This is a genomic window from Enterobacter sp. FW301-JW81 (genome assembly GCF_058788735.1).
In genome coordinates this window covers 314878-333100 of the sequence record NZ_JBYTBA010000004.1, presented here as the reverse complement: position 1 = coordinate 333100, position 18223 = coordinate 314878, and the positions used below count along the sequence as shown (strand labels likewise).

15 protein-coding genes are annotated in these 18223 nt (G+C 63.0%); 8 read left to right on the top strand and 7 right to left on the bottom strand.

Annotated elements, in window-relative coordinates; genetic code table 11:
• Nucleotides 1-33 precede the first annotated feature (33 nt).
• A complete protein-coding gene (trpS, locus tag AC3WOK_RS15005) occupies nucleotides 34-1035 on the bottom strand; it encodes a tryptophan--tRNA ligase (protein ID WP_492354749.1) in 1002 nt (333 codons plus the stop codon).
• Between the two features lie 199 nt (nucleotides 1036-1234).
• Here trpS and fosA point away from each other — a divergent pair, with 199 nt between their 5' ends.
• The gene (gene fosA / locus AC3WOK_RS15000) at nucleotides 1235-1660 is read left to right on the top strand and encodes a FosA/FosA2 family fosfomycin resistance glutathione transferase (protein ID WP_492354748.1); all 426 of its coding nucleotides are present in this window, start codon (nucleotides 1235-1237) and stop codon (nucleotides 1658-1660) included.
• On the opposite strand, the gene AC3WOK_RS14995 is transcribed toward fosA, so the two are convergent.
• Nucleotides 1646-2653, bottom strand: a complete 1008-nt coding sequence (locus tag AC3WOK_RS14995) for a LacI family DNA-binding transcriptional regulator (RefSeq protein ID WP_492354747.1) — start codon at nucleotides 2651-2653, stop codon at nucleotides 1646-1648. The two genes, fosA and AC3WOK_RS14995, sit on opposite strands and share 15 nt — an antisense overlap.
• 185 nt (nucleotides 2654-2838) lie before the next feature.
• Between AC3WOK_RS14995 and AC3WOK_RS14990 the strand changes: the two genes are divergently transcribed.
• Both AC3WOK_RS14990 and AC3WOK_RS14985 read left to right on the top strand, forming a co-directional pair.
• Nucleotides 2839-3927 carry a cellulase family glycosylhydrolase gene (locus AC3WOK_RS14990; RefSeq protein WP_492354746.1) on the top strand — a complete coding sequence of 363 codons (1089 nt, stop codon included), beginning with the start codon at nucleotides 2839-2841 and terminating at the stop codon, nucleotides 3925-3927.
• A gap of 50 nt (nucleotides 3928-3977) precedes the next feature.
• Complete coding sequence (locus tag AC3WOK_RS14985) at nucleotides 3978-5372, top strand: MFS transporter (RefSeq protein ID WP_237423965.1); 1395 nt, start codon at nucleotides 3978-3980, stop codon at nucleotides 5370-5372.
• 41 nt (nucleotides 5373-5413) lie between these two features.
• Here AC3WOK_RS14985 and AC3WOK_RS14980 read toward each other — a convergent pair whose 3' ends face one another.
• The 4 genes from AC3WOK_RS14980 to AC3WOK_RS14965 are packed head-to-tail and all read right to left on the bottom strand — an operon-like array spanning nucleotide 5414 to nucleotide 10160.
• On the bottom strand, nucleotides 5414-6235 hold the full coding sequence (locus AC3WOK_RS14980) for an alpha/beta fold hydrolase (RefSeq protein ID WP_014830493.1): 822 nt from the start codon (nucleotides 6233-6235) through the stop codon (nucleotides 5414-5416).
• Between the two features lie 30 nt (nucleotides 6236-6265).
• Nucleotides 6266-7885: an MFS transporter gene (locus AC3WOK_RS14975; RefSeq protein ID WP_492354745.1), complete on the bottom strand. Its 1620-nt coding sequence runs from the start codon at nucleotides 7883-7885 to the stop codon at nucleotides 6266-6268.
• The gene (locus AC3WOK_RS14970) at nucleotides 7882-8289 is read right to left on the bottom strand and encodes a DoxX family protein (protein WP_492354744.1); all 408 of its coding nucleotides are present in this window, start codon (nucleotides 8287-8289) and stop codon (nucleotides 7882-7884) included. The genes AC3WOK_RS14975 and AC3WOK_RS14970 overlap by 4 nt, the downstream gene beginning before the upstream one ends.
• Nucleotides 8289-10160, bottom strand: coding sequence for an amidohydrolase (locus tag AC3WOK_RS14965; protein ID WP_089598052.1), 1872 nt, complete (start codon nucleotides 10158-10160; stop codon nucleotides 8289-8291). The genes AC3WOK_RS14970 and AC3WOK_RS14965 overlap by 1 nt, the downstream gene beginning before the upstream one ends.
• 217 nt (nucleotides 10161-10377) lie before the next feature.
• On the opposite strand from AC3WOK_RS14965, the gene AC3WOK_RS14960 reads away from it, so the two are divergent.
• The 5 genes from AC3WOK_RS14960 (at nucleotide 10378) to AC3WOK_RS14940 (ending at nucleotide 17600) form a co-directional block, all read left to right on the top strand.
• Nucleotides 10378-11064, top strand: a complete 687-nt coding sequence (locus AC3WOK_RS14960) for a hydrolase (protein ID WP_008501349.1) — start codon at nucleotides 10378-10380, stop codon at nucleotides 11062-11064.
• A 61-nt stretch (nucleotides 11065-11125) separates the two neighbouring features.
• Nucleotides 11126-11347, top strand: coding sequence for a DUF1427 family protein (locus AC3WOK_RS14955; RefSeq protein ID WP_063428699.1), 222 nt, complete (start codon nucleotides 11126-11128; stop codon nucleotides 11345-11347).
• Nucleotides 11344-11604: a XapX domain-containing protein gene (locus tag AC3WOK_RS14950; protein ID WP_492354743.1), complete on the top strand. Its 261-nt coding sequence runs from the start codon at nucleotides 11344-11346 to the stop codon at nucleotides 11602-11604. Before AC3WOK_RS14955 ends, AC3WOK_RS14950 begins: the two co-directional genes overlap by 4 nt.
• Nucleotides 11605-11627: 23 nt before the next feature.
• Nucleotides 11628-12008 carry a response regulator transcription factor gene (locus tag AC3WOK_RS14945; protein WP_010427261.1) on the top strand — a complete coding sequence of 127 codons (381 nt, stop codon included), beginning with the start codon at nucleotides 11628-11630 and terminating at the stop codon, nucleotides 12006-12008.
• 9 nt (nucleotides 12009-12017) lie between these two features.
• On the top strand, nucleotides 12018-17600 hold the full coding sequence (locus tag AC3WOK_RS14940) for an ATP-binding protein (protein WP_492354742.1): 5583 nt from the start codon (nucleotides 12018-12020) through the stop codon (nucleotides 17598-17600).
• A gap of 3 nt (nucleotides 17601-17603) precedes the next feature.
• Here the strand turns inward: AC3WOK_RS14940 and AC3WOK_RS14935 are convergent, their stop codons facing one another.
• Entirely contained in the window at nucleotides 17604-18221 is a 618-nt protein-coding gene (locus tag AC3WOK_RS14935; RefSeq protein WP_059312687.1) for a response regulator transcription factor, read from the bottom strand.
• Between the last annotated feature and the right edge of the window lie 2 nt (nucleotides 18222-18223).

Genomic DNA, 18223 nt, shown 5'->3' with positions numbered 1-18223 from the left:
AATATTTGAATACATACGCTGCATGACGTTATTTTAAAACACCGGCACCCCCAGCCCCACCTTCACCTCCCTCAACGTCGCCTGCGTCACCCCCTGCGCCCGTTCGGTCCCACGCTTCAGCATCGCCATCAGCTCCCCCTTGTCCCGCATGTACATCGCCCTCCGCTCCCGCATCGGCGCAATCAGCTCCTGCAGACACCCCTCCAGCTCGTTCTTGCACACCCGGTCACCCAGCCCGCCCGCCTGATAGTGCACCTTCATTGCCGCCACTTTGTCCTTGTCCGGATGAAACGCGTCGAGATACGTAAACACCACGTTCCCCTCAATCTGCCCCGGGTCGCTCACCTTCAGGTGGTTCGGGTCGGTGTACATGGCGCTCACCGCACGGTGAATGGTCTCTTCGCTGGCCGAAAGATGCAGCGTGTTGCCGAGCGATTTCGACATCTTGGCGCTGCCGTCGATGCCGGGCAGGCGGCTGGTGTCGCTCAGCATCGCCTTGCAGTGGCGCAGCACCGGAGCAGGCAGCAGGCTATTCATCTTGTGCACAATCTCGTTGGTCTGCTCAATCATCGGCAGCTGGTCGTCGCCGACGGGCACGCACTCGGCCTTGAACGCAGTGATGTCCGCCGCCTGGCTGATGGGGTAGGCCATAAACCCGACCGGCAGCGAGCGGGCGAAACCCTTCTGCGCAATCTCGTTTTTCACCGTCGGGTTACGCTCCACGCGGGCGACGGTGACGATGTTCATATACAGCATCGTCAGCTCGGCGAGGGCGGGCAGGGCGGACTGCAGGCAGATCGTGGTCAGGTTCGGGTCGATGCCGGCGGCGAGGTAGTCGGCCAGCACTTCGGGGATGTTGTCGCGAATTTTTTGCGGGTTGCTGCCGTTGTCGGTCAGGCCCTGCAGGTCGGCAATCAGCACAAACTGGTTGTGCGTCTGCTGCAGCGCCACGCGCTGGCGCAGCGATCCGACGAAGTGGCCGAGGTGCAGCGGGCCGGTTGGGCGGTCGCCGGTGAGGATGGTTTGCGTGTTCATAAAGACTCCTTAACGTTGTAATGCCGAAAGGGGTCTTAGATGTGAGATAGCCGCCTTTCGGCGGCTATCTGGAAATGGGGAAAACTACTCCGTGCCGCCTTTAAGAAGGCAGCCACCAGCGGTTTACGGTGAGCACGGCGTGGTTTATGTTCATCTCTTTACCGTACCACGTCCGGCGCGAAAAACAAAAGGGCACGTCATGCTGCAATCTCTCAACCATCTGACCCTCGCGGTCAGCGACCTGCAAAAGAGCGTTACCTTCTGGCACGAGCTGCTGGGGCTTGCGCTGCACGCCCGCTGGAATACCGGAGCCTATCTCACCTGCGGCGAACTGTGGGTCTGCCTGTCGTACGACGAGGCGCGCCAGTACGTGCCGCCGCAGGAGAGCGACTATACCCATTACGCGTTTACCGTGGCGGAAGCGGATTTTGAACCGTTCTCGCACAGGCTCGAGCAGGCGGGCGTCACCGTCTGGAAGCAGAACAAAAGCGAGGGGGCGTCGTTCTATTTTCTCGACCCGGACGGGCACAAGCTGGAGCTGCACGTGGGCAGCCTCGCCGCGCGGCTGTCGGCGTGTCGCGAGAAGCCCTATGCGGGCATGGTGTTTACCTCAGACGAGGCTTGAGGAGCGCACCTTCAGCCTGCCCGCCAGCGTCACGTGCGTGGCGGCATCTTCCTGATTGCACAGGTACTCCACCGCCAGCCGTCCCAGCTCGCTGTAGGGCAGCTGGATACTCGTCAGCGGCGGGGTGAGCTGCTCGGAAATCTTCTGGTCGTCGTAGCCCGCCAGCAGCATGTCCTGCGGAATGCGCACGCCGTTCACCGCCAGCGCCTGATAGCAGCCAATCGCCAGCCAGTCGCTGGCGCAGAAGATGGCGTCCGGGCGCTCGGCCAGTTCCAGCAGGGACGTGGTGGCGGTAAAGGACTCGCTGAACTGCCAGTTGGTCTGGCGCACCAGGCCGTCGTCGCACGCCAGTCCGGCCTGCTGCAGCGCCGCCTGATAGCCCGCCAGACGCTGGCGGGAGGCCTCCATCCAGCTCTCGCCGGTGATGTGGGCGATGCGCGTGGCCCCGCAGGCGATGAGGTGTTTCGTCACCTGGAAGGCGTTGGCGTAGTCGTCCGGGATAAACGACGGCAGCAGCGGCGAGCCGGGGTCGCGCTGGTTGAGCAGCACCAGCGGGATGCGGGTGCAGTCCTGAAACGCCGTCATGTCCACCAGCGTGGTGACCGGTGAGGCGAGGACAATCCCGATGCAGTTGCGCTTCTCCAGCTGGCGGATGATGTTCAGCGCCAGCTCGATGTCGTCGCCGTAGTCGTAGACGGTGAGCAGGGTCTCGTTGCGCCACGCGGCTTCCCGCGCCTGGCTGATGGCGTCGATAAACGGGTCGAAGCTCTGCATGGAGCTCACCAGCAGGGCGATCTCCTCCTGGTTGCGCGGGGCGTGAACGGCGGGGAGGCGGTCGTAGCCGAGCTCGGTAGCCACATTAATCACCCGCTGGCGGGTGTCGTCGCTGAGCTTGATGTTGCGGGACTGGTTAAGCACCAGCGATACCGTCGCCTGCGACACCCCTGCCGCCCGCGCAATATCGTTCATCGTTACCTTCGTTTTTCGCTTCATCCGTCCTCTCCCTTTCGCGACTTCGCATCATACCCTAACCGCACGCTTTAGCGCCGTCGATCACGTTTCTCATTCATCGAAGCGTGAACTTTGTGAGGGGCATCGCTTTTCTTCGTGCGGGAAATTGCGCATTTATCCCACAACTAATATTTATTAGCTAAATATTATCAGTAAGAGGGCGCGTAATGAAAGAGCAGTGGAGCAGGGAGCAGGCACAGGCGTGGTATCAGCAGAAGGGCTGGCTGTGCGGGTTCAACTATCTGCCGTCGACGGCGGTGAACTGGACCGATATCTGGCAGGCAGAGACCTTCGACGCCGGGACGATTGACCGCGAGCTGGGGTGGGCGGCGGAGGCGGGCTATAACACCCTGCGCATCAACCTGCCGTTTATCGTCTGGGAGCACGACCGCGACGGGCTGATGGCGCGCATCGACCGCTTTTTGACGATTGCCGACGGCCACGGGTTCAGCACCATGCTGACCCTGATGGACGACTGCGGTTTCTCCGGCGACGAGCCGTACCTCGGCCCGCAAAAGCCGCCGGTGCCGGGCAAGCACAACAGCCAGGCGGCGGCGAGTCCGGGGCGCGACAAAGTGTGCGATCCCGACTGCTGGCCGCAGATTGAGCGCTATATCCGCGACGTTGTCCGCCAGTTCCGCGACGATAAGCGCGTGCTGCTGTGGGATCTGTACAACGAGCCGGGCAACCGCGGCATTTTCGCGACCGGCACGCAGGAGGTGCAGTACGACGAGAAGCTGGAGACCTGCGCGCATAAGCTTATGAAGCTGGCGTTCCAGTGGGTGCGTGAAGAAGATCCGACCCAGCCGCTCACCGTCTGCGCGTGGCGTCTGCCGCCGGAAGAGGAGGGCGAGACGTTCTTCCAGCATCCGCTGGACCAGACCGCGCTGGCGCTCTCGGACGTGGTGAGCTTCCACGCCTACACCCACACCGGCCGGATGACGGCGATTATCCAGCAGCTGCAACAGCTCGGCCGACCGCTGTTCTGTACCGAATGGCTGGCGCGCCACGTGGGCAGCACCATTGAAGAGCAGCTCCCGCTGATGTACGCGGCGAAGGTCGCACCGTACCAGTGGGGGCTGGTGCGCGGCAAAACCCAGACGTGGCTGCCGTGGCCGGTGGTGATGAAGGAGTCCACGGACTACTGCCGCCTCTGGTTCCACGACGTGTTTGAGGAGAACGGCATTCCGTTCTCGCGCCGTGAAATCGCCCTGATGCAGCAGCTGCGCAAGATCGCCCCGCAGGCGCAGGACTAATAATATCGACCCGGCGGCCGACCGCCGGGCAACCAGGCAGGCATATATCAATGGCAACGACAATGAAAATACCGTCTCGCGAGCTGTGGTCTTATTTTGGTTATGGATTAGGTCAGTGTTTTAGCTTTGGTTTAGTGGGTTCGTTTATTAACTATTTTTACACCGACGTGCTGGGGATTTCGGCGCTGGCGGCGAGCACCATCTTTCTGATTGCCCGCGCGTGGGACGCGGTTCACGATCCGCTGTTTGCCAGCATTATGGACACCATTAACAGCCGGTTCGGCAAGTTTCGCCACTTTTTGCTGATCGCGCCGCTGCTGATCACCGGCGTCACGCTGCTGTCGTTCTATAAAATCGAAGCGGACATGACCACCAAAATCCTCTACGCCGGGGTGACGTATATCCTGTGGGGGACGCTGTACGCCATCTCCGATATCCCGTTCTGGTCGATGTCGTCGGTGATGACCAACGACTCCGCCCAGCGCACCCGCGCGGTCACGGCGGCGATGCTCGGGGTGAATGCGGGGATCGCCTGCGCCAATATCTTCTTCCCGAAGCTGGCGGCGTTCTTCGCCCAGTACAGCAACGATAAAGGCTACTTTATGGCGGCGCTGGTGATGATGCTGGTGGGCCTGCCGCTGATGCTCAACGGCTTTATGCAGATCAAAGAGCGCGTGCCGCCGAGCCCGGAAAAGGTAACCATCCGCGACACGTTCCACAACCTGCGTCAGAACAAGCCGCTGTTTATCGTCCTGCTGTCGTTCTTCTTCTGTGTGTTTCACAACGTGGCGGGCGGTCTCTATATCTACTTCTTTATCAACAATCTGGGCGACGGCAGCCTGCAGATGGCGATTGGCGTGATGGGAATTGTGGCGGCGGTGCTGTGCCTGGTTGCGCCGATGCTGACGCGGCGGATGCAGAAGCGGAAGCTGTTTATGATCCTCTGCGGGCTGGACGTGGCGGTACGCGTGGTGATGTGGTTTGTCGGGTATCAGCAGGTGACGATGCTGTTTATTCTGCTCGGCCTGAGCACGCTGTTCGTGATGATGACTAACATCCTCACCTCGTCGATGATTGCCGACACCATCGAGTACGCGGAGTACCACACCCACAAGCGCTGCGCGGCGATCACCTTCTCCGGGCAGACCTTTACCGGCAAGATGTCGGTGGCGGTGGGCGGCGGGTTAATCGGCGTGTTCCTGACGATGATCGGCTACGTGCCGCAGGCGCAAATCCAGAGCGAAGGCGTACTGTCGGGGCTGTTCTTCGGGATTTGCCTGCTGCCGGCGATTGGGTCGCTGATCCGCATGGGCTTTATGTCGCGCTTTACCTTCACCGAGGAGAAGCATGCGGAGATTTGTCGGCTGCTGGCGGAGCGGAACGCATCTGCGAAAGCGCCGGGTGGCGGCTGCGCCTTACCCGGCCTACAGGACCAGCCCTTGTAGGCCTGATAAGCGAAGCGCCATCAGGCTTCGCATTTAAAGAGTTACAGCGACTTCACAAACGCCAGCAGATCTTCGTTGAGCTGGTCCTGGTGGGTCAGCGCAAAGCCGTGCGGCGCGTTGTCGTACACCTTCAGCGTGGCGTTTTTGATCATCTCTGCCGCCAGCTTGCCGGTGCTTTCAAACGGCACGATCTGGTCATTGCTGCCGTGGATCACCAGCGTCGGCACGTCGATTTTCGCCATATCCGGGCGGAAGTCGGTTTCGCCGAACGCGGTCACGCAGTCGATGGTGCCCTTCAAAGACGCCAGCAGGGCGATGTTCAGCGTCTGGGTGAGGGCACCGGCAGAGACGGTCTGCCCGGCGTTGATGCCGTAGAACGGCGTCGCGAAATCGCTGATGAACTGGGCGCGATCTTTACGCAGCCCGTCGCGAATGCCGTCGAATACGCTCTGATCCACACCCTGCGGGAAGGTATCGGATTTGCCGAAGATCGGCGTCACCGCGCCCAGCAGCGCCAGACCGGCCACGCGCGCGCTGCCGTAGTTGTTGATGTAGCGGGTCACGTCGCCGCCGCCCATGGAGAAGCCCACCAGCGTCACGTCCTGCAGGTCCAGGGTAGTAATCAGGTCGTTAATGTCGGACGCGAAGGTGTCGTAGTCGTAGCCGTTCCACGGCTGATCCGAGCGGCCAAAGCCGCGACGGTCAAAGGCGATGGCGCGGAAGCCGCGTTCGGCCAGATAGTTCAGCTGGCTGTCCCACATGTCGCCGTCCAGCGGCCAGCCGTGGCTGAAGAGAACCGGTTTGCCCGCGCCGCAATCTTTGTAGTAAATCTGCGTGCCGTCTTTTGCCTTAAACGTTGCCATAGTGTGTTCCTGTGCAGGTGATGATTATGGTTATACCGGCGCGACCAGGTAGCGTATTGCCGGTGATGTTGTGCCCTGATGAAAAGCCAGAACGCGGCTCTGCAGCAGGAGGTCATTCATGGTGTGGCGCTCCTGCTGGCGCAGATGCTCAATCCAGGAGCCCATCAGGAAGGTCTCGATAAACAGGCCGGGACGCTCAATATCTTCGTATACCGCCCAGCTCATCGCCCCGGCGCGGCGGCGCACCCGGCGCAGCTCGTGGACCGCCTCGAGGAAGGCCTTGGTGTTGTTCGGGTCGATGATGTACTCGTGCGACACCAGCACCGGGCCGCGCTCGTTCGGCAGGTCAATCTCTACGCCGTCCAGCGGCTGGCCGCTCAGGTCGAGGTTCAGGTCCGGATCTTTGCCCAGCTTCCAGCGGAATACCGTCGCGCTCGCCAGCACCATCCCCAGCGTGGCGACCACCAGCGAGGTCGGGGTGCCGAACTGCGACGCGATCTGCCCCCAGATGGCGCTGCCCGTGGTCATCGAGCCGAAGAACACCGTCAGGTAAACCGCCAGCGCGCGGGCCTTCACCCAGCGGGCGGCGCTGCGCTGCGCGCCGAGGTTCAGCGTTGAAAGCACCGCAATCCACGCGAAGCCGGTGAAAAACTCAAACAGGTTGAGCAGCCAGAAGTGGCGTACGAACGCCAGCGCCAGCATGGTGAGAGCAAACGTCAGGCTGGCGGCCACCATCAGGCGGTCGGCGTTCAGCCGCTGGCGCAGACGCGGCAGCAGGATGGCCCCGGCAATCGCCCCCAGGCCAATGCAGGCCAGCATCACGCCGTAGCCCGCCGGGCCTAAGCCCAGCTCGCGGCGCGCCACCAGCGGCAGCAGGGCCCAGCCCGCGCTGCCGAAAACGAAGAACGCTACCGTGCGCACCAGCACGTTGCGCAGCACCGGCGCGGCGTGCACGTAGCGAATCCCGGAGCGCACCGCCGAGAAAAAGTGCTCCGGCGGCAGGCGCTGTATGGACGGGGCCGGACGCCAGCGCCACAGCACCCACGCCACGCCGACCACGGAGAGCGCGTTCAGGGCAAACACCATCCACGGCCCGGCGAGCGAGAGCAGAAAACCGCCCAGCGCGGGGCCAATCGCCCGGCTGATGTTCACCCCGAGCGAGTTGAGCGCCACGGCGGCGCCCAGCTCGGGCTTGCTCACCAGATCGGGCACCACGGCCTGGAACGGCGGCGAGCTCATCGCCGCGCCCACGCTCAGCAGAAACGTCGCCACCAGCAGAACGGTGGGGGTGACGTGTCCGGTGAAGGAGAGCACCGTCAGCCCGGCGGCGGCGATGAACACCCACAGCTGGGAGAAGAGCAGGTATTTACGTCGGTCGACGATGTCCGCCATCACCCCGGACGGCAGGGCGAAGAGGAACATCGGCAGGCTGCTGGCCGCCTGTACCAGCGCGATATCCAGCGGATCGGCGCTCAGGGTCAGCATGCTCCAGTTGATGCCGACGTCGCTCATCCAAGAGCCGACGTTAGAGACCACCGTGGCGATCCACAGCATGCGGAAGACCGGCTGGCTCAGCGGCTGCCAGGGCGAAACCGTCGGTGCGGGCGTCGTCTCGACGTGTGCGTCGCGAACGTCGTTAACCTGGGTCATGCAAACCTCTCCGTTGCCTTACGCTGCAGCCGCCACTGACCCGGCCCGGTGAGGGCAAGGGTGGTGAAGATAATCAGCAGCAGCCAGCCAAACTGCCCTTCGGCAATCGACCAGTTCGGGTGGACCGCCAGCATCGCCACCAGCAGCACGGCGATAATCGGCAGGCACGCCAGGCGGGTGTAAACCCCCGCAATGATAAACAGCGGGCAGATCACCTCGGCGACAATCGCCGGGATCAGGCTCGCCCAGGGCCCGAAGCCGAACGGATCCTCAATGCGCGTCAGCTCTTCGCTGAAGTGCAGCACCTTCGGCAGGCCATGCACGTACAGCAGCAGCAGGCTGCCGGTCAGGCGCAGGAAGAACAGCCCCAGGTCGACCCGGGGCGGGGTAACGGTGTTTTTCATCAGAATGCAAAGCAGCTGCAGCCCAGCGCCCCCCAGAAAGCGTTATCGTCGGACACCGGCATCTCTGAGGTGCGGGCGAAATCATGCTGGTGGCTGTGAACCCCGCACGGGCCGCTGCAGTGGTGAACCACACTCATGCCGACGCGGGCGGCCTGCGGCGGCGCGCTGCGGTAGTGGCCCGGCACCTTCACCACCGGGGACCACTCGGGCAGGACCGGAATGGCAGGCGGGGAAAGCGGGCCAAAGCTGCCTGCGGCGTAGACGATGTCGCCGTTTACCACCGTCAGGACGGACTCGATGCCCTTGATCTCCTCTTCCGGCACGCGGAAGAAGTCTTTGCTGAGCACCGCCAGGTCGGCGAGCTGGCCGACCTTGATCTGCCCCTTCTGGTTCTGCTCGCTGGAGAACCACGCGCTGCCCTGGGTCCAGAGCATCAGGGCGGTATCGCGATCCAGGCGGGCGCTGTGATCGTACATCTGCATCCCGCCGACGGTACGACCGGAGACCAGCCAGTAGAGCGCGGTCCACGGGTTGTAGCTCGCCACGCGGGTGGCGTCCGTCCCTAAGCCTACCGGCACGCCGGTCTCGAGCATTTTCGCCACCGGCGGCGTGTGGCGGGTGGCTTCGATGCCGTAACGCTCGGCGAAGTATTCGCCCTGGAAGGCCATGCGGTGCTGGACGGCAATGCCGCCGCCCAGTTCTTTGATGCGGTCGATGTTGGCCTGGGTAACGGTTTCAGCGTGGTCGAAGAACCAGTGCAGGCCGTTGAACGGAATGTCGCGGTTCACCTTCTCGAAGACGTCCAGCATGCGGCTGATGGATTCGTTATAGGTGGCGTGCAGGCGGAACGGCCAGCGGTGCTCCACCAGATGGCGCACCACGCGCTCCAGCTCGTCTTCCATGCCCGGCGCGAGGTCCGGGCGCGGTTCGAGGAAGTCTTCAAAATCGGCGGCGGAGAAGACCAGCATCTCGCCCGCGCCGTTGTGGCGGAAGAAGTCGCTGCCCTGGCCCGGCGTGAGCATGTCGGTCCATTTTTCAAAGTCTTCCAGCTCGTGGCCCGGACGCTGGGTAAACAGGTTATAGGCGATGCGGATGGTCATCTGCTTTTTCTCGTGCAGCTCGGCAATCACCTCGTAATCTTCCGGGTAGTTCTGGAAGCCGCCGCCCGCGTCGATGGCGCTGGTCAGCCCCAGGCGGTTCAGCTCGCGCATGAACTGGCGGGTAGAGTTGACCTGCTGCTCCAGCGGCAGCTTCGGCCCTTTCGCCAGCGTGGCGTAGAGGATCATGGCGTTCGGACGGGCAATCAGCATCCCGGTCGGGTTGCCGTTGGCGTCGCGCTGGATCTCGCCGCCCGGCGGGTTTGGCGTGTCTTTGGTGTAGCCGACCACCTTCAGCGCGGCGCGGTTGAGCAGGGCGCGGTCGTACAGGTGCAGGATGAAGACCGGGGTGTCCGGCGCGGCGTCGTTAATTTCGTCGAGGGTCGGCATGCGGCGCTCGGCAAACTGGAACTCGGTCCAGCCGCCCACCACGCGCACCCACTGGGGCGACGGCGTGCGCAGGGCCTGCTCTTTCAGCATCCGCAGGGCATCGGCCAGGGACGGCACGCCTTCCCAGCGCAGCTCGAGGTTGTAGTTCAGCCCGCCGCGGATCAGGTGCAGGTGCGAGTCGTTCAGGCCGGGGATGGCGGTGTGGCCTTTTAAGTCGACCACTTTAGTGCCGTCGCAGTGGTGTTGCATCACCTCGGCGACGGTACCCACTTCCAGAAATTTTCCGTCGCGCACGGCAACGGCTTCCGCGACGGGGTTTTCGCGATCGACGGTGTGAAACTGGCCGTTAACCAGAATGAGATCGGCTTTACCGAGGGTAACCATAACTGCTCCTGACTGAGAGGGGAATGGTCAGGATTATGGGAACCGGTTTCGGCAAAGATCCAGTTATACAATAGGATAGGTATACCAAAGTATAACTATACCTAAGGTTAACTATACGAAGAGATAATTACGCGCAGGGACGGAAAACCGCAGGATGAGGGTGACTTTATCGTCGCGGCGCTCGCGGCGATTTCACCCTTAACCACTGGAAAATGCTATGACCTCTTCAAAGCTCGAAGTGTTAACCCCTGCGAACTGTCAGATTATTTTCATCGACCACCAGCCACAGATGGCGTTTGGCGTGCAGTCTATTGACCGCCAGGTGCTGAAAAACAACACCGTGGCGCTGGCGAAAGCGGCCAAAGTGTTCAACATCCCGACCATCATCACCACCGTAGAGACCGAAAGCTTCTCCGGTAACACCTACCCGGAGCTGCTGGACGTGTTCCCGGGCCAGGACATTCTGGAGCGTACCTCCATGAACTCCTGGGACGACCAGAAGGTGCGCGACGCGCTGAAGGCCAACGGCAAGAAGAAGGTGGTGGTTGCCGGCCTGTGGACCGAAGTGTGCAACAACAGCTTCGCCCTGTGCGCGATGCTGGAAGGCGACTACGAAATTTATATGGTGGCGGACGCGTCCGGCGGCACCTCCAAAGAAGCCCACGACTACGCGATGCAGCGCATGATCCAGGCGGGCGTGATCCCGGTGACCTGGCAGCAGGTGATGCTGGAGTGGCAGCGCGACTGGGCGCGTAAAGAGACCTACACCGCGGTGATGGATATCGTGCGCGAGCACTCCGGCGCGTACGGCATGGGCGTGGATTACGCCTACACCATGGTGCACAAAGCGCCGTCTCGCCAGAAGAGCGAGCACCGCACCTTAGCGCCGGTCCCGGCTCGCTAAGCCCCGCTGGCGGGCTGGTCCCTCATCCGGCTCGCCGCTGCCTCTTTCTCTGGAGTTCACAATGAGTACTGGGCTGATATCCCTTGCCGCAGGCGTGTTGATTGGCCTGATGTATGCCGTGCTGAAGGTGCGCTCCCCCGCGCCGCCCGCGCTGGCGCTGATTGGCCTGCTGGGGATGCTGGCGGGTGAACAGGCGACGCGCCATCTGTTATCCCGCGACGGCGTGCCCCCTCCTCAGGTAACCGTTCCGCAGGCCAACTCGCAGACGGGAGCGTCCTCATGAAAGCATGGATAATTTCGCTGGTGTGCGGCGTGGCTGCTGGGGTAATTTACGCTCTGCTCGACGTCCATTCCCCGGCGCCGCCGGTTGTCGCCCTGCTTGGCCTGTTTGGCATGCTGGTGGGCGAACAGCTCATCCCGGTGGGACGGCGTTTACTGAGTCGCGAACCGCTTACCCTCGCCTGGTTTCGTCACGAATGCGTACCGAAAATCAGCGGCACGGCGCCTGCTGCGCCCGCGAAGGACGATCGCGACGTTTAATGATTGACCAGAGGAAAGACAGCATGACGCTGCCGTGGCGCATTGCCATCATTGATGACGAACGTTCCGTCCGCAGCGGGCTGAGTAATCTCCTGGAGTCGGAAGGCTATTCGACCGATACGTTTGATTCGGCAGAGGTGTTTCTGAGCCATCCGCTCGCCCTGTCCGGCGCGGCGCTGGTGATCGCCGATATCAAGCTGCGGGGCATGAGCGGCCTGGAGCTGTTTGACAAGCTGCGGCTGCTGGCCGTACCGCCTCCGCCCGTGATCTTTATCTCCGGTCATGCTGATGAAAATATGCAGCGGTACGCTCTTAATCTGGGCGCCGCTGCATTTTTGCGAAAGCCCATTAACATCGATATTCTGCTGGATCATCTTCAGCGGGAGCTGGCCCGCCGACAATAAGGATCGCGGATGAACGAACACGAGCAGCCTGCATTCTGGCCCGCCCAGGGGAATCTTCACCAGGGGCGGGTTTTTGTCCTTAAAGAGGATGTGATTTTTACCGTGCTGGCGCAGGAGGGCGGTATCGCCTGGATGCACGCGCGACATCCCCATTCCGGCGGCTCGTTCATTATCGCCACCGCGGTGAGCGACGAAGAGGAAGAGCGGGCCACCCGGCTGCTCAAAAACGAGTTTGCGCTGCGCGATATGCTGCAGGACAGTTGGGCCATCCGCGCCGTTGCCTCCACCCAGTACCGCGGGCGCTTCGCGCTGGTGTACGCCCCGTTTGCGTTTGAGCTGCTGGCGCGGCGCGCGGGCAGGGCGATCTCGGGCATCGCGCGCTTTATCGAGATGGCGATCCAGATCTGCGTTCCCCTGCGCCAGATGCATCTGCAAAACCTGATCCACGGGGATATCAAGCCCGGCACGATTTTTGTTCAGCACGATGCCACCTGCCGTCTGGGCAGCTTTGGTCTTTCCAGCAGCCTCTCCGATGCCATCACCCAGACCCGGCTTGCCGTTTCAGGCGGTACGCCCGCGTATATGTCGCCGGAGCACACCACCCGCACCCAGCGCCCCGTCGACGGCCGCAGCGATCTCTACAGTCTCGGCATAGTGCTGTATGAACTCCTGACCGGGCGCCTGCCGTTTGAGCTGGGGGAGGACGATCGGACCCACTGGGCGCACTACCATATTGCCTCGGCGCCGCTGGCCCCGGACGCGATCCGCCCTGACGTGCCGGAAATGCTGTCGACCATCATCCTGAAGCTGCTGGAAAAGCACCCCGATAACCGCTACCAGACGGTCGACGGCCTGATTGCCGATCTCCGCCGCTGCCAGGCAACGCTGACCTGCGAGGGCGAGATCGTCGCCTTTACCCCCGGCCAGCAGGACCGCACCCCGGCGATCCATCTGGCGGACTCCCTGTTCGCGACCCATCCGCAGGCGAACGACGTCATTGCCGCGTTTGAGCGGGTGGGGCAGAACCTGGTGCCTGAGCTGGTGACGATCGGCGGGCCGTCGGGGATCGGCAAATCCTCGATCATCGCGACGGCGCTCAAAACGCTGCAGCAGCGTACGGTGCTGCTGGCGGTGGGCAAAGTCGATCAGTTTTCGCCGTCGCTGCCCTACGGCGTATTAAGCTCCGCGTTCCGCACCCTGACGCTGCACCTGCTCGGGCTGCCCGCAGAGGACGTGGCGAAGTGGAAAATCCGCCTCTCCCGCGCCCTGGAGGGGCACGAGGCGCTGGCCGTTAGCCTGGTGCCCGAGCTGGGCCTGCTGCTGGAGAGCAAGCCGCGATTCTCGGCGGATACGTTTTCCATTGATGCCCGGGCGCGTTTTAGCCACATGGTGCTGGCGCTGGTAAAAACCTTTGCCTCGCAGGGCTGTCCGCTGGTGCTGGTGCTCGACGACCTCCAGTGGAGCGACGCCGCCAGCCTGCATACGCTCAAATATCTGCTGATGAACTGCGGCGCGGTTCCGCTGCTGGTGGTCGCGGCCCACCGGGATATCAGTTCCGTGTCCGACGCCGCCCTGCAGGCGCTGCTGGCAGGCCTGCCGGAGGCGGCGCAAAACGCGAGCGAGATTGTCCCGCAGGCGCTTTCCGTGAAAGCGGTGGCGCGCTGGCTGGCGACGGTATTTCGCACCCGCAGCGCGGCGACGAACGACCTCGCCACGCTGATCCACGAGAAGACGGGCGGCAACCCGCTCTTTGTGCACGAGTTTTTCCGCCGCATCGTCGATGATGGCCTGGTGGTGCACAACAAATATCAGGACAAGTGGCACTACGATCTGCAGGCCATCCGCGCCCGGCATTACACCGAAAACGTCGTCACCCTGGTGCTGGAGAAGCTGGAAGAGCTGCCCGACGAGACGCGTCGCCTGCTGGGCAGCCTTGCCTGCCTCGGCGGCACGGGCGAGATGGAGATGATCTGCCGCGTGGTTGGTATATCGATGGCGGAAATGCGCTATGCGCTGCACCCGGCGGTAATGGCCCAGCTCATCGTGCTGACGGAAAAAAAGTATGCCTTCACCCACGACCGGGTGCAGGAGGCGGCCTTTGCGCTGCTGGATCGCCATGAGAAAAGCCATATTCACCTGACCACCGCCAGCCTGCTGGCCGACGCCGCGCGTCAGGCGGCGGGGAACGAGCTGCTGTTCCGCGCCGTTCACCACGTCACGGCCGCGCTGGACAGCATCCAGCCCGCGCCGCAGCGCCAGATGTTCCGCGAGCTGAGCCTGCTGGCCGCGCGACGCGCGAAGCGTTCGGGAGATTACCTTTCGGCGCTCGGCTATATCCAGACCGCCAGAGCGCTGGGCAACGCCGGGACGGTGTCAGACTTTATGCTCGATATCGAAGAGGCGGGCTGCGAGTTTGCGCTGGGGCATCTGGAGCGCACCCGCGAGCTGTGTGACGCCATTCTCGGCTGCCCCGGCGGGCTGACCGAAAAGGCGCTGGCGGCCAACCTGCTGGTGGAAGTCTACATTCGCCAGTCGGACAGCCGTCTGGCGCTGGAGGCGGCGCTCTGCTGGCTGGGGATTTTCGGGATCCAGATTAGCCGTTATCCGGAAGATGCCGACTGCGACGAGGCCTGGGCGCTGTTTTGCAACCGCACGGCCGACGCGCCGCAAAACCTGTTTGCCCAGCTGTCGCGGATGGATAACCCGGAAACCGAAGCGGTGATGAACCTGCTCTACAGCGCCAGCATTTGCGCCAGCTTCATCTGCCCGCGCCTGCACTTTTTGCTGCTCTGCCGCATGATGCACCTGACCCTCGACCACGGCATTACCGGCGCGTCCACCACGGCGATGGCCTGGTTTGGCGTGCTGATGGGCCACCGCTACGCCGAATATCGCCTCGGGTTCCAGTACGGCACCCTGGCCCGCGAGCTGGTCAATCGCCACGGCTACGATGCCTTCGAAGCCAAAACCCTGCTGCCGCTCGACCAGCTCAGCGTCTGGACCCAGCCTTTATCGTTTACCATCGAGTGCGCGAAGGCCTGCTTCACCTCGGCGGTGACCCACGGGGATATGACGATGGCCTGCTTTGCGGCCTGCCACCAGGTGATTAACTTCCTCTCGCGGGGCGACCACCTGGACGGGGTGCTGACCAGCATCGATCGCGGCCTGGCGTTCGTGCGTAAAACCCACTTCCAGGACGTGGAAACCATTTTGATGGTTCAACGCGGCTACGTTGAGTTCCTGCGCACGCCGGTCATCGGCACCTGGACCGCGTCGCAGGTATTGCCGGAGGCGCTGCTTCCCGCGTCGCCGGAGCAGGCGCCGGAGAAGAACGCCACCATGCTGTTCTGGTACTGGCTGTATCGCGGCATGGCGCACTTTACCTGCGGGGAGTATGCCGACGCGCAGGCGGATCTCGAGATGGCGGGCTGGTACGCGTGGTCTGCGCCGGGGCACATCCATCTGCTGGACTACCATCTCTACAGCGCCCTGGCGCTGTCGCGTCAGCTGACGCCGGAGACCTTCTCGGCGAATCACCGCCGCAGCATTCACGCCCACTACGACAAAATTGCCCTCTGGGCGCGCATTAATCCCGGCACGTTCGCGGATAAAGAGGCGCTGATCTACGCCGAAATCGTGCGTCTGGACGGGATGAACAGCATTGCGCTCGAGCAGTATGAGAAGGCGGTCCGGCTCTCCCGCGAGGGCGGGTTTAACCCGATTAACGCCCTGGCCCACGAGCTGGCGGGGCGCTTTGCGCTGGCCTGCGGCTACCCGACCGCCTCGGACGCGCACTTCCGCGGCGCGATTGCCGCCTGGGGACGCGCGGGCGCGCAGGCCAAGGTATGCCAGCTGGAGCAGGATTTCCCGCACCTGCTGGCCTCCGGGCAGGCCAGCGCCTACGACACGGTGGCCTTCGCCCAGAACGAGACCATCCGCGATCTGCAAAGCGTCATCAAAGCCTCCCGCGCGCTGTCGGAAGAGATTAACCTTGAGCGCTTAATCGAAAACCTGATGACCATCCTGCTCGAACGCGCCGGGGCGCAGCGCGGCCTGCTGCTGCGCGTGAGCGAGAGCCTCATCCCGGAGATCGAGGCCAGCGCCTGGACCAGCACCGAGGGCGTGCGGGTGCGGATCCTGAAAGATGTGCCGACGGCGACCGACCTGCCGCTGTCGGTGCTGGCGGCGGTGATCCGCACCGGGCAGGAGATCCGCACCGGCAGGCCGGAGGAGTTTCATCCTTTCAGTCAGGATCCCTATCTGGTGACATCCGGAGCGGCGGTGATGTGCGTCCCGATGTTCAAACAGGCGCGGCTGGTGGGGGTGCTGTACCTGGAAAACCGCCTGATGCCTGAGGTCTTCACCGCCGAGCACTCGCGCGTGGTGAGCCTGCTGGGCGCGCAGGCCGCGGTATCCCTGGAGACGGCGCGGCTGTACGCCGAGCTGCTGGCGGAGAACATCCAGCGCCGACGGGTGGAGAAAGAGCTGAGATCCAGCCAGACCTCGCTGATGCTCGGCGAGCAGATCAGCCACACCGGCAGCTGGCGCTGGGAGCTGGAGCAGGATCTGATGTTTGTCTCGGAAGAGTACGCCCGCATTCTCGGTCTGCCCGAGCAGCAAAAGATGATCTCCATGGCGGAGTTTTTGACCTTCGTTCACGAGGACGATTACGCCCGCATCAGCGCCATCGTCACCCGGAGCGTGCGCGACGGGCTCTCCATGCGCGCGGAGTTTCGCGTTAAGCGTACCGACGGCTCAACCCGCTACATCCTCGGGATTGGCGATCCGGTGGGCGTGGGCAGCGAGGTGAACGAGTATTACGGCATCATCACCGACATCACCAGCCAGCGCGCCGCGGAGGATGCCATGCGGGTCGCGCAGGCGGATCTGGCGCGGGTGTCCCGCGCCACCACCGTCGGGCAGCTGACCTCCTCCATCGCCCACGAGATCAACCAGCCGCTGATGTCGATCGTCTCGAACGCCGGGGCGAGCCTGCGCTGGCTCAACCGCGAGCCCGCCCGGCTGGACAAAGTCCGCGAAGGGCTGGAGGAGATCGCCGCGGAAGGCGCGCGCGCGGGGGAGATCATTCGCAGCATCCAGTCTCTGACGCGCAAGCAGGATCCCACCTTCTCGCGCATCGACATGCACTACCTGATCCACCATATCATCACGCTTTCGCGCAGCGAGCTGGAGCAGCGACACATTAGCGTTGATTATCTGTTAAGGGCGCAGGACAGCTTTATCACCGGCGACAGTGTGCAGATCCAGCAGGTGCTGTTGAATCTGGTGATGAATGCGGTAGAGGCGATGGCCGAGGTCAAGGATCGCGCCAGCACCATTACCCTCAGCACCGCCAACGCGGATGGGAAAGTGATCGTCGAGATCGCCGATACCGGGAGCGGCATTGAGCCCGAACGGCTGGAGCAGATTTTTGACTCGTTCTACTCCACCAAAGCGCAGGGGATGGGGATGGGGCTGACCATCAGCGCCAGCATCATCGAGCGGCACTGCGGGAAGCTGAGCGCGCGACGCCGGGAGCCGTACGGCACGGTGTTCGCGTTTGCGCTGCCGCTGGCGGCGCAGGAAGGGTAAAGGTTACTCCGCAGGCAGGCTATTGGTCAGGCGCTCAACGGCCCTGACCAGCTCCGCCACGGAGCGCACCTGCATTTTCTCCATCACGCGGCGACGGTGCACCTTAACCGTGATCTCGCTGACGCCAAGCTCGGCGGCAATCTGCTTGTTCAGCATGCCGCTTATCGCCAGCGTCAGCACCTCGTGTTCACGCGGGGTGAGGGACAGATGGCGCTGCTTCAGGGCGTAGTGCTCTTTATTGCGCGCGGCGTTGTGTTCCGCCAGCTGAAGCGCGGACTCGATGGCATCGATCAGCGCGGTGGATTCGACGGGCTTGGTGAGAAATTCGTACGCGCCGCCTTTAATGGCGCGCACCGACATCGGGATAGTGCCGTGGCCGGTAAGAAAAATAATCGGGATCTCGCGCCCGCTGTCCTTTAGGGCGTCAGCCACCTCAAAGCCCGAGATGGTGGGCATTTGCATATCGAGGACCACGCACGACGGTAGCTCTTCAAAGCGGTGTTGAAGAAACGCTTCTGCCGATGAAAAGCCGACGGCGTTCAGGTCTGCCGAGTCCAGCAGCCCGATTACGGACTGTCTGACTGCGTCATCGTCATCTACCACATACACAATGTGTTCCATTC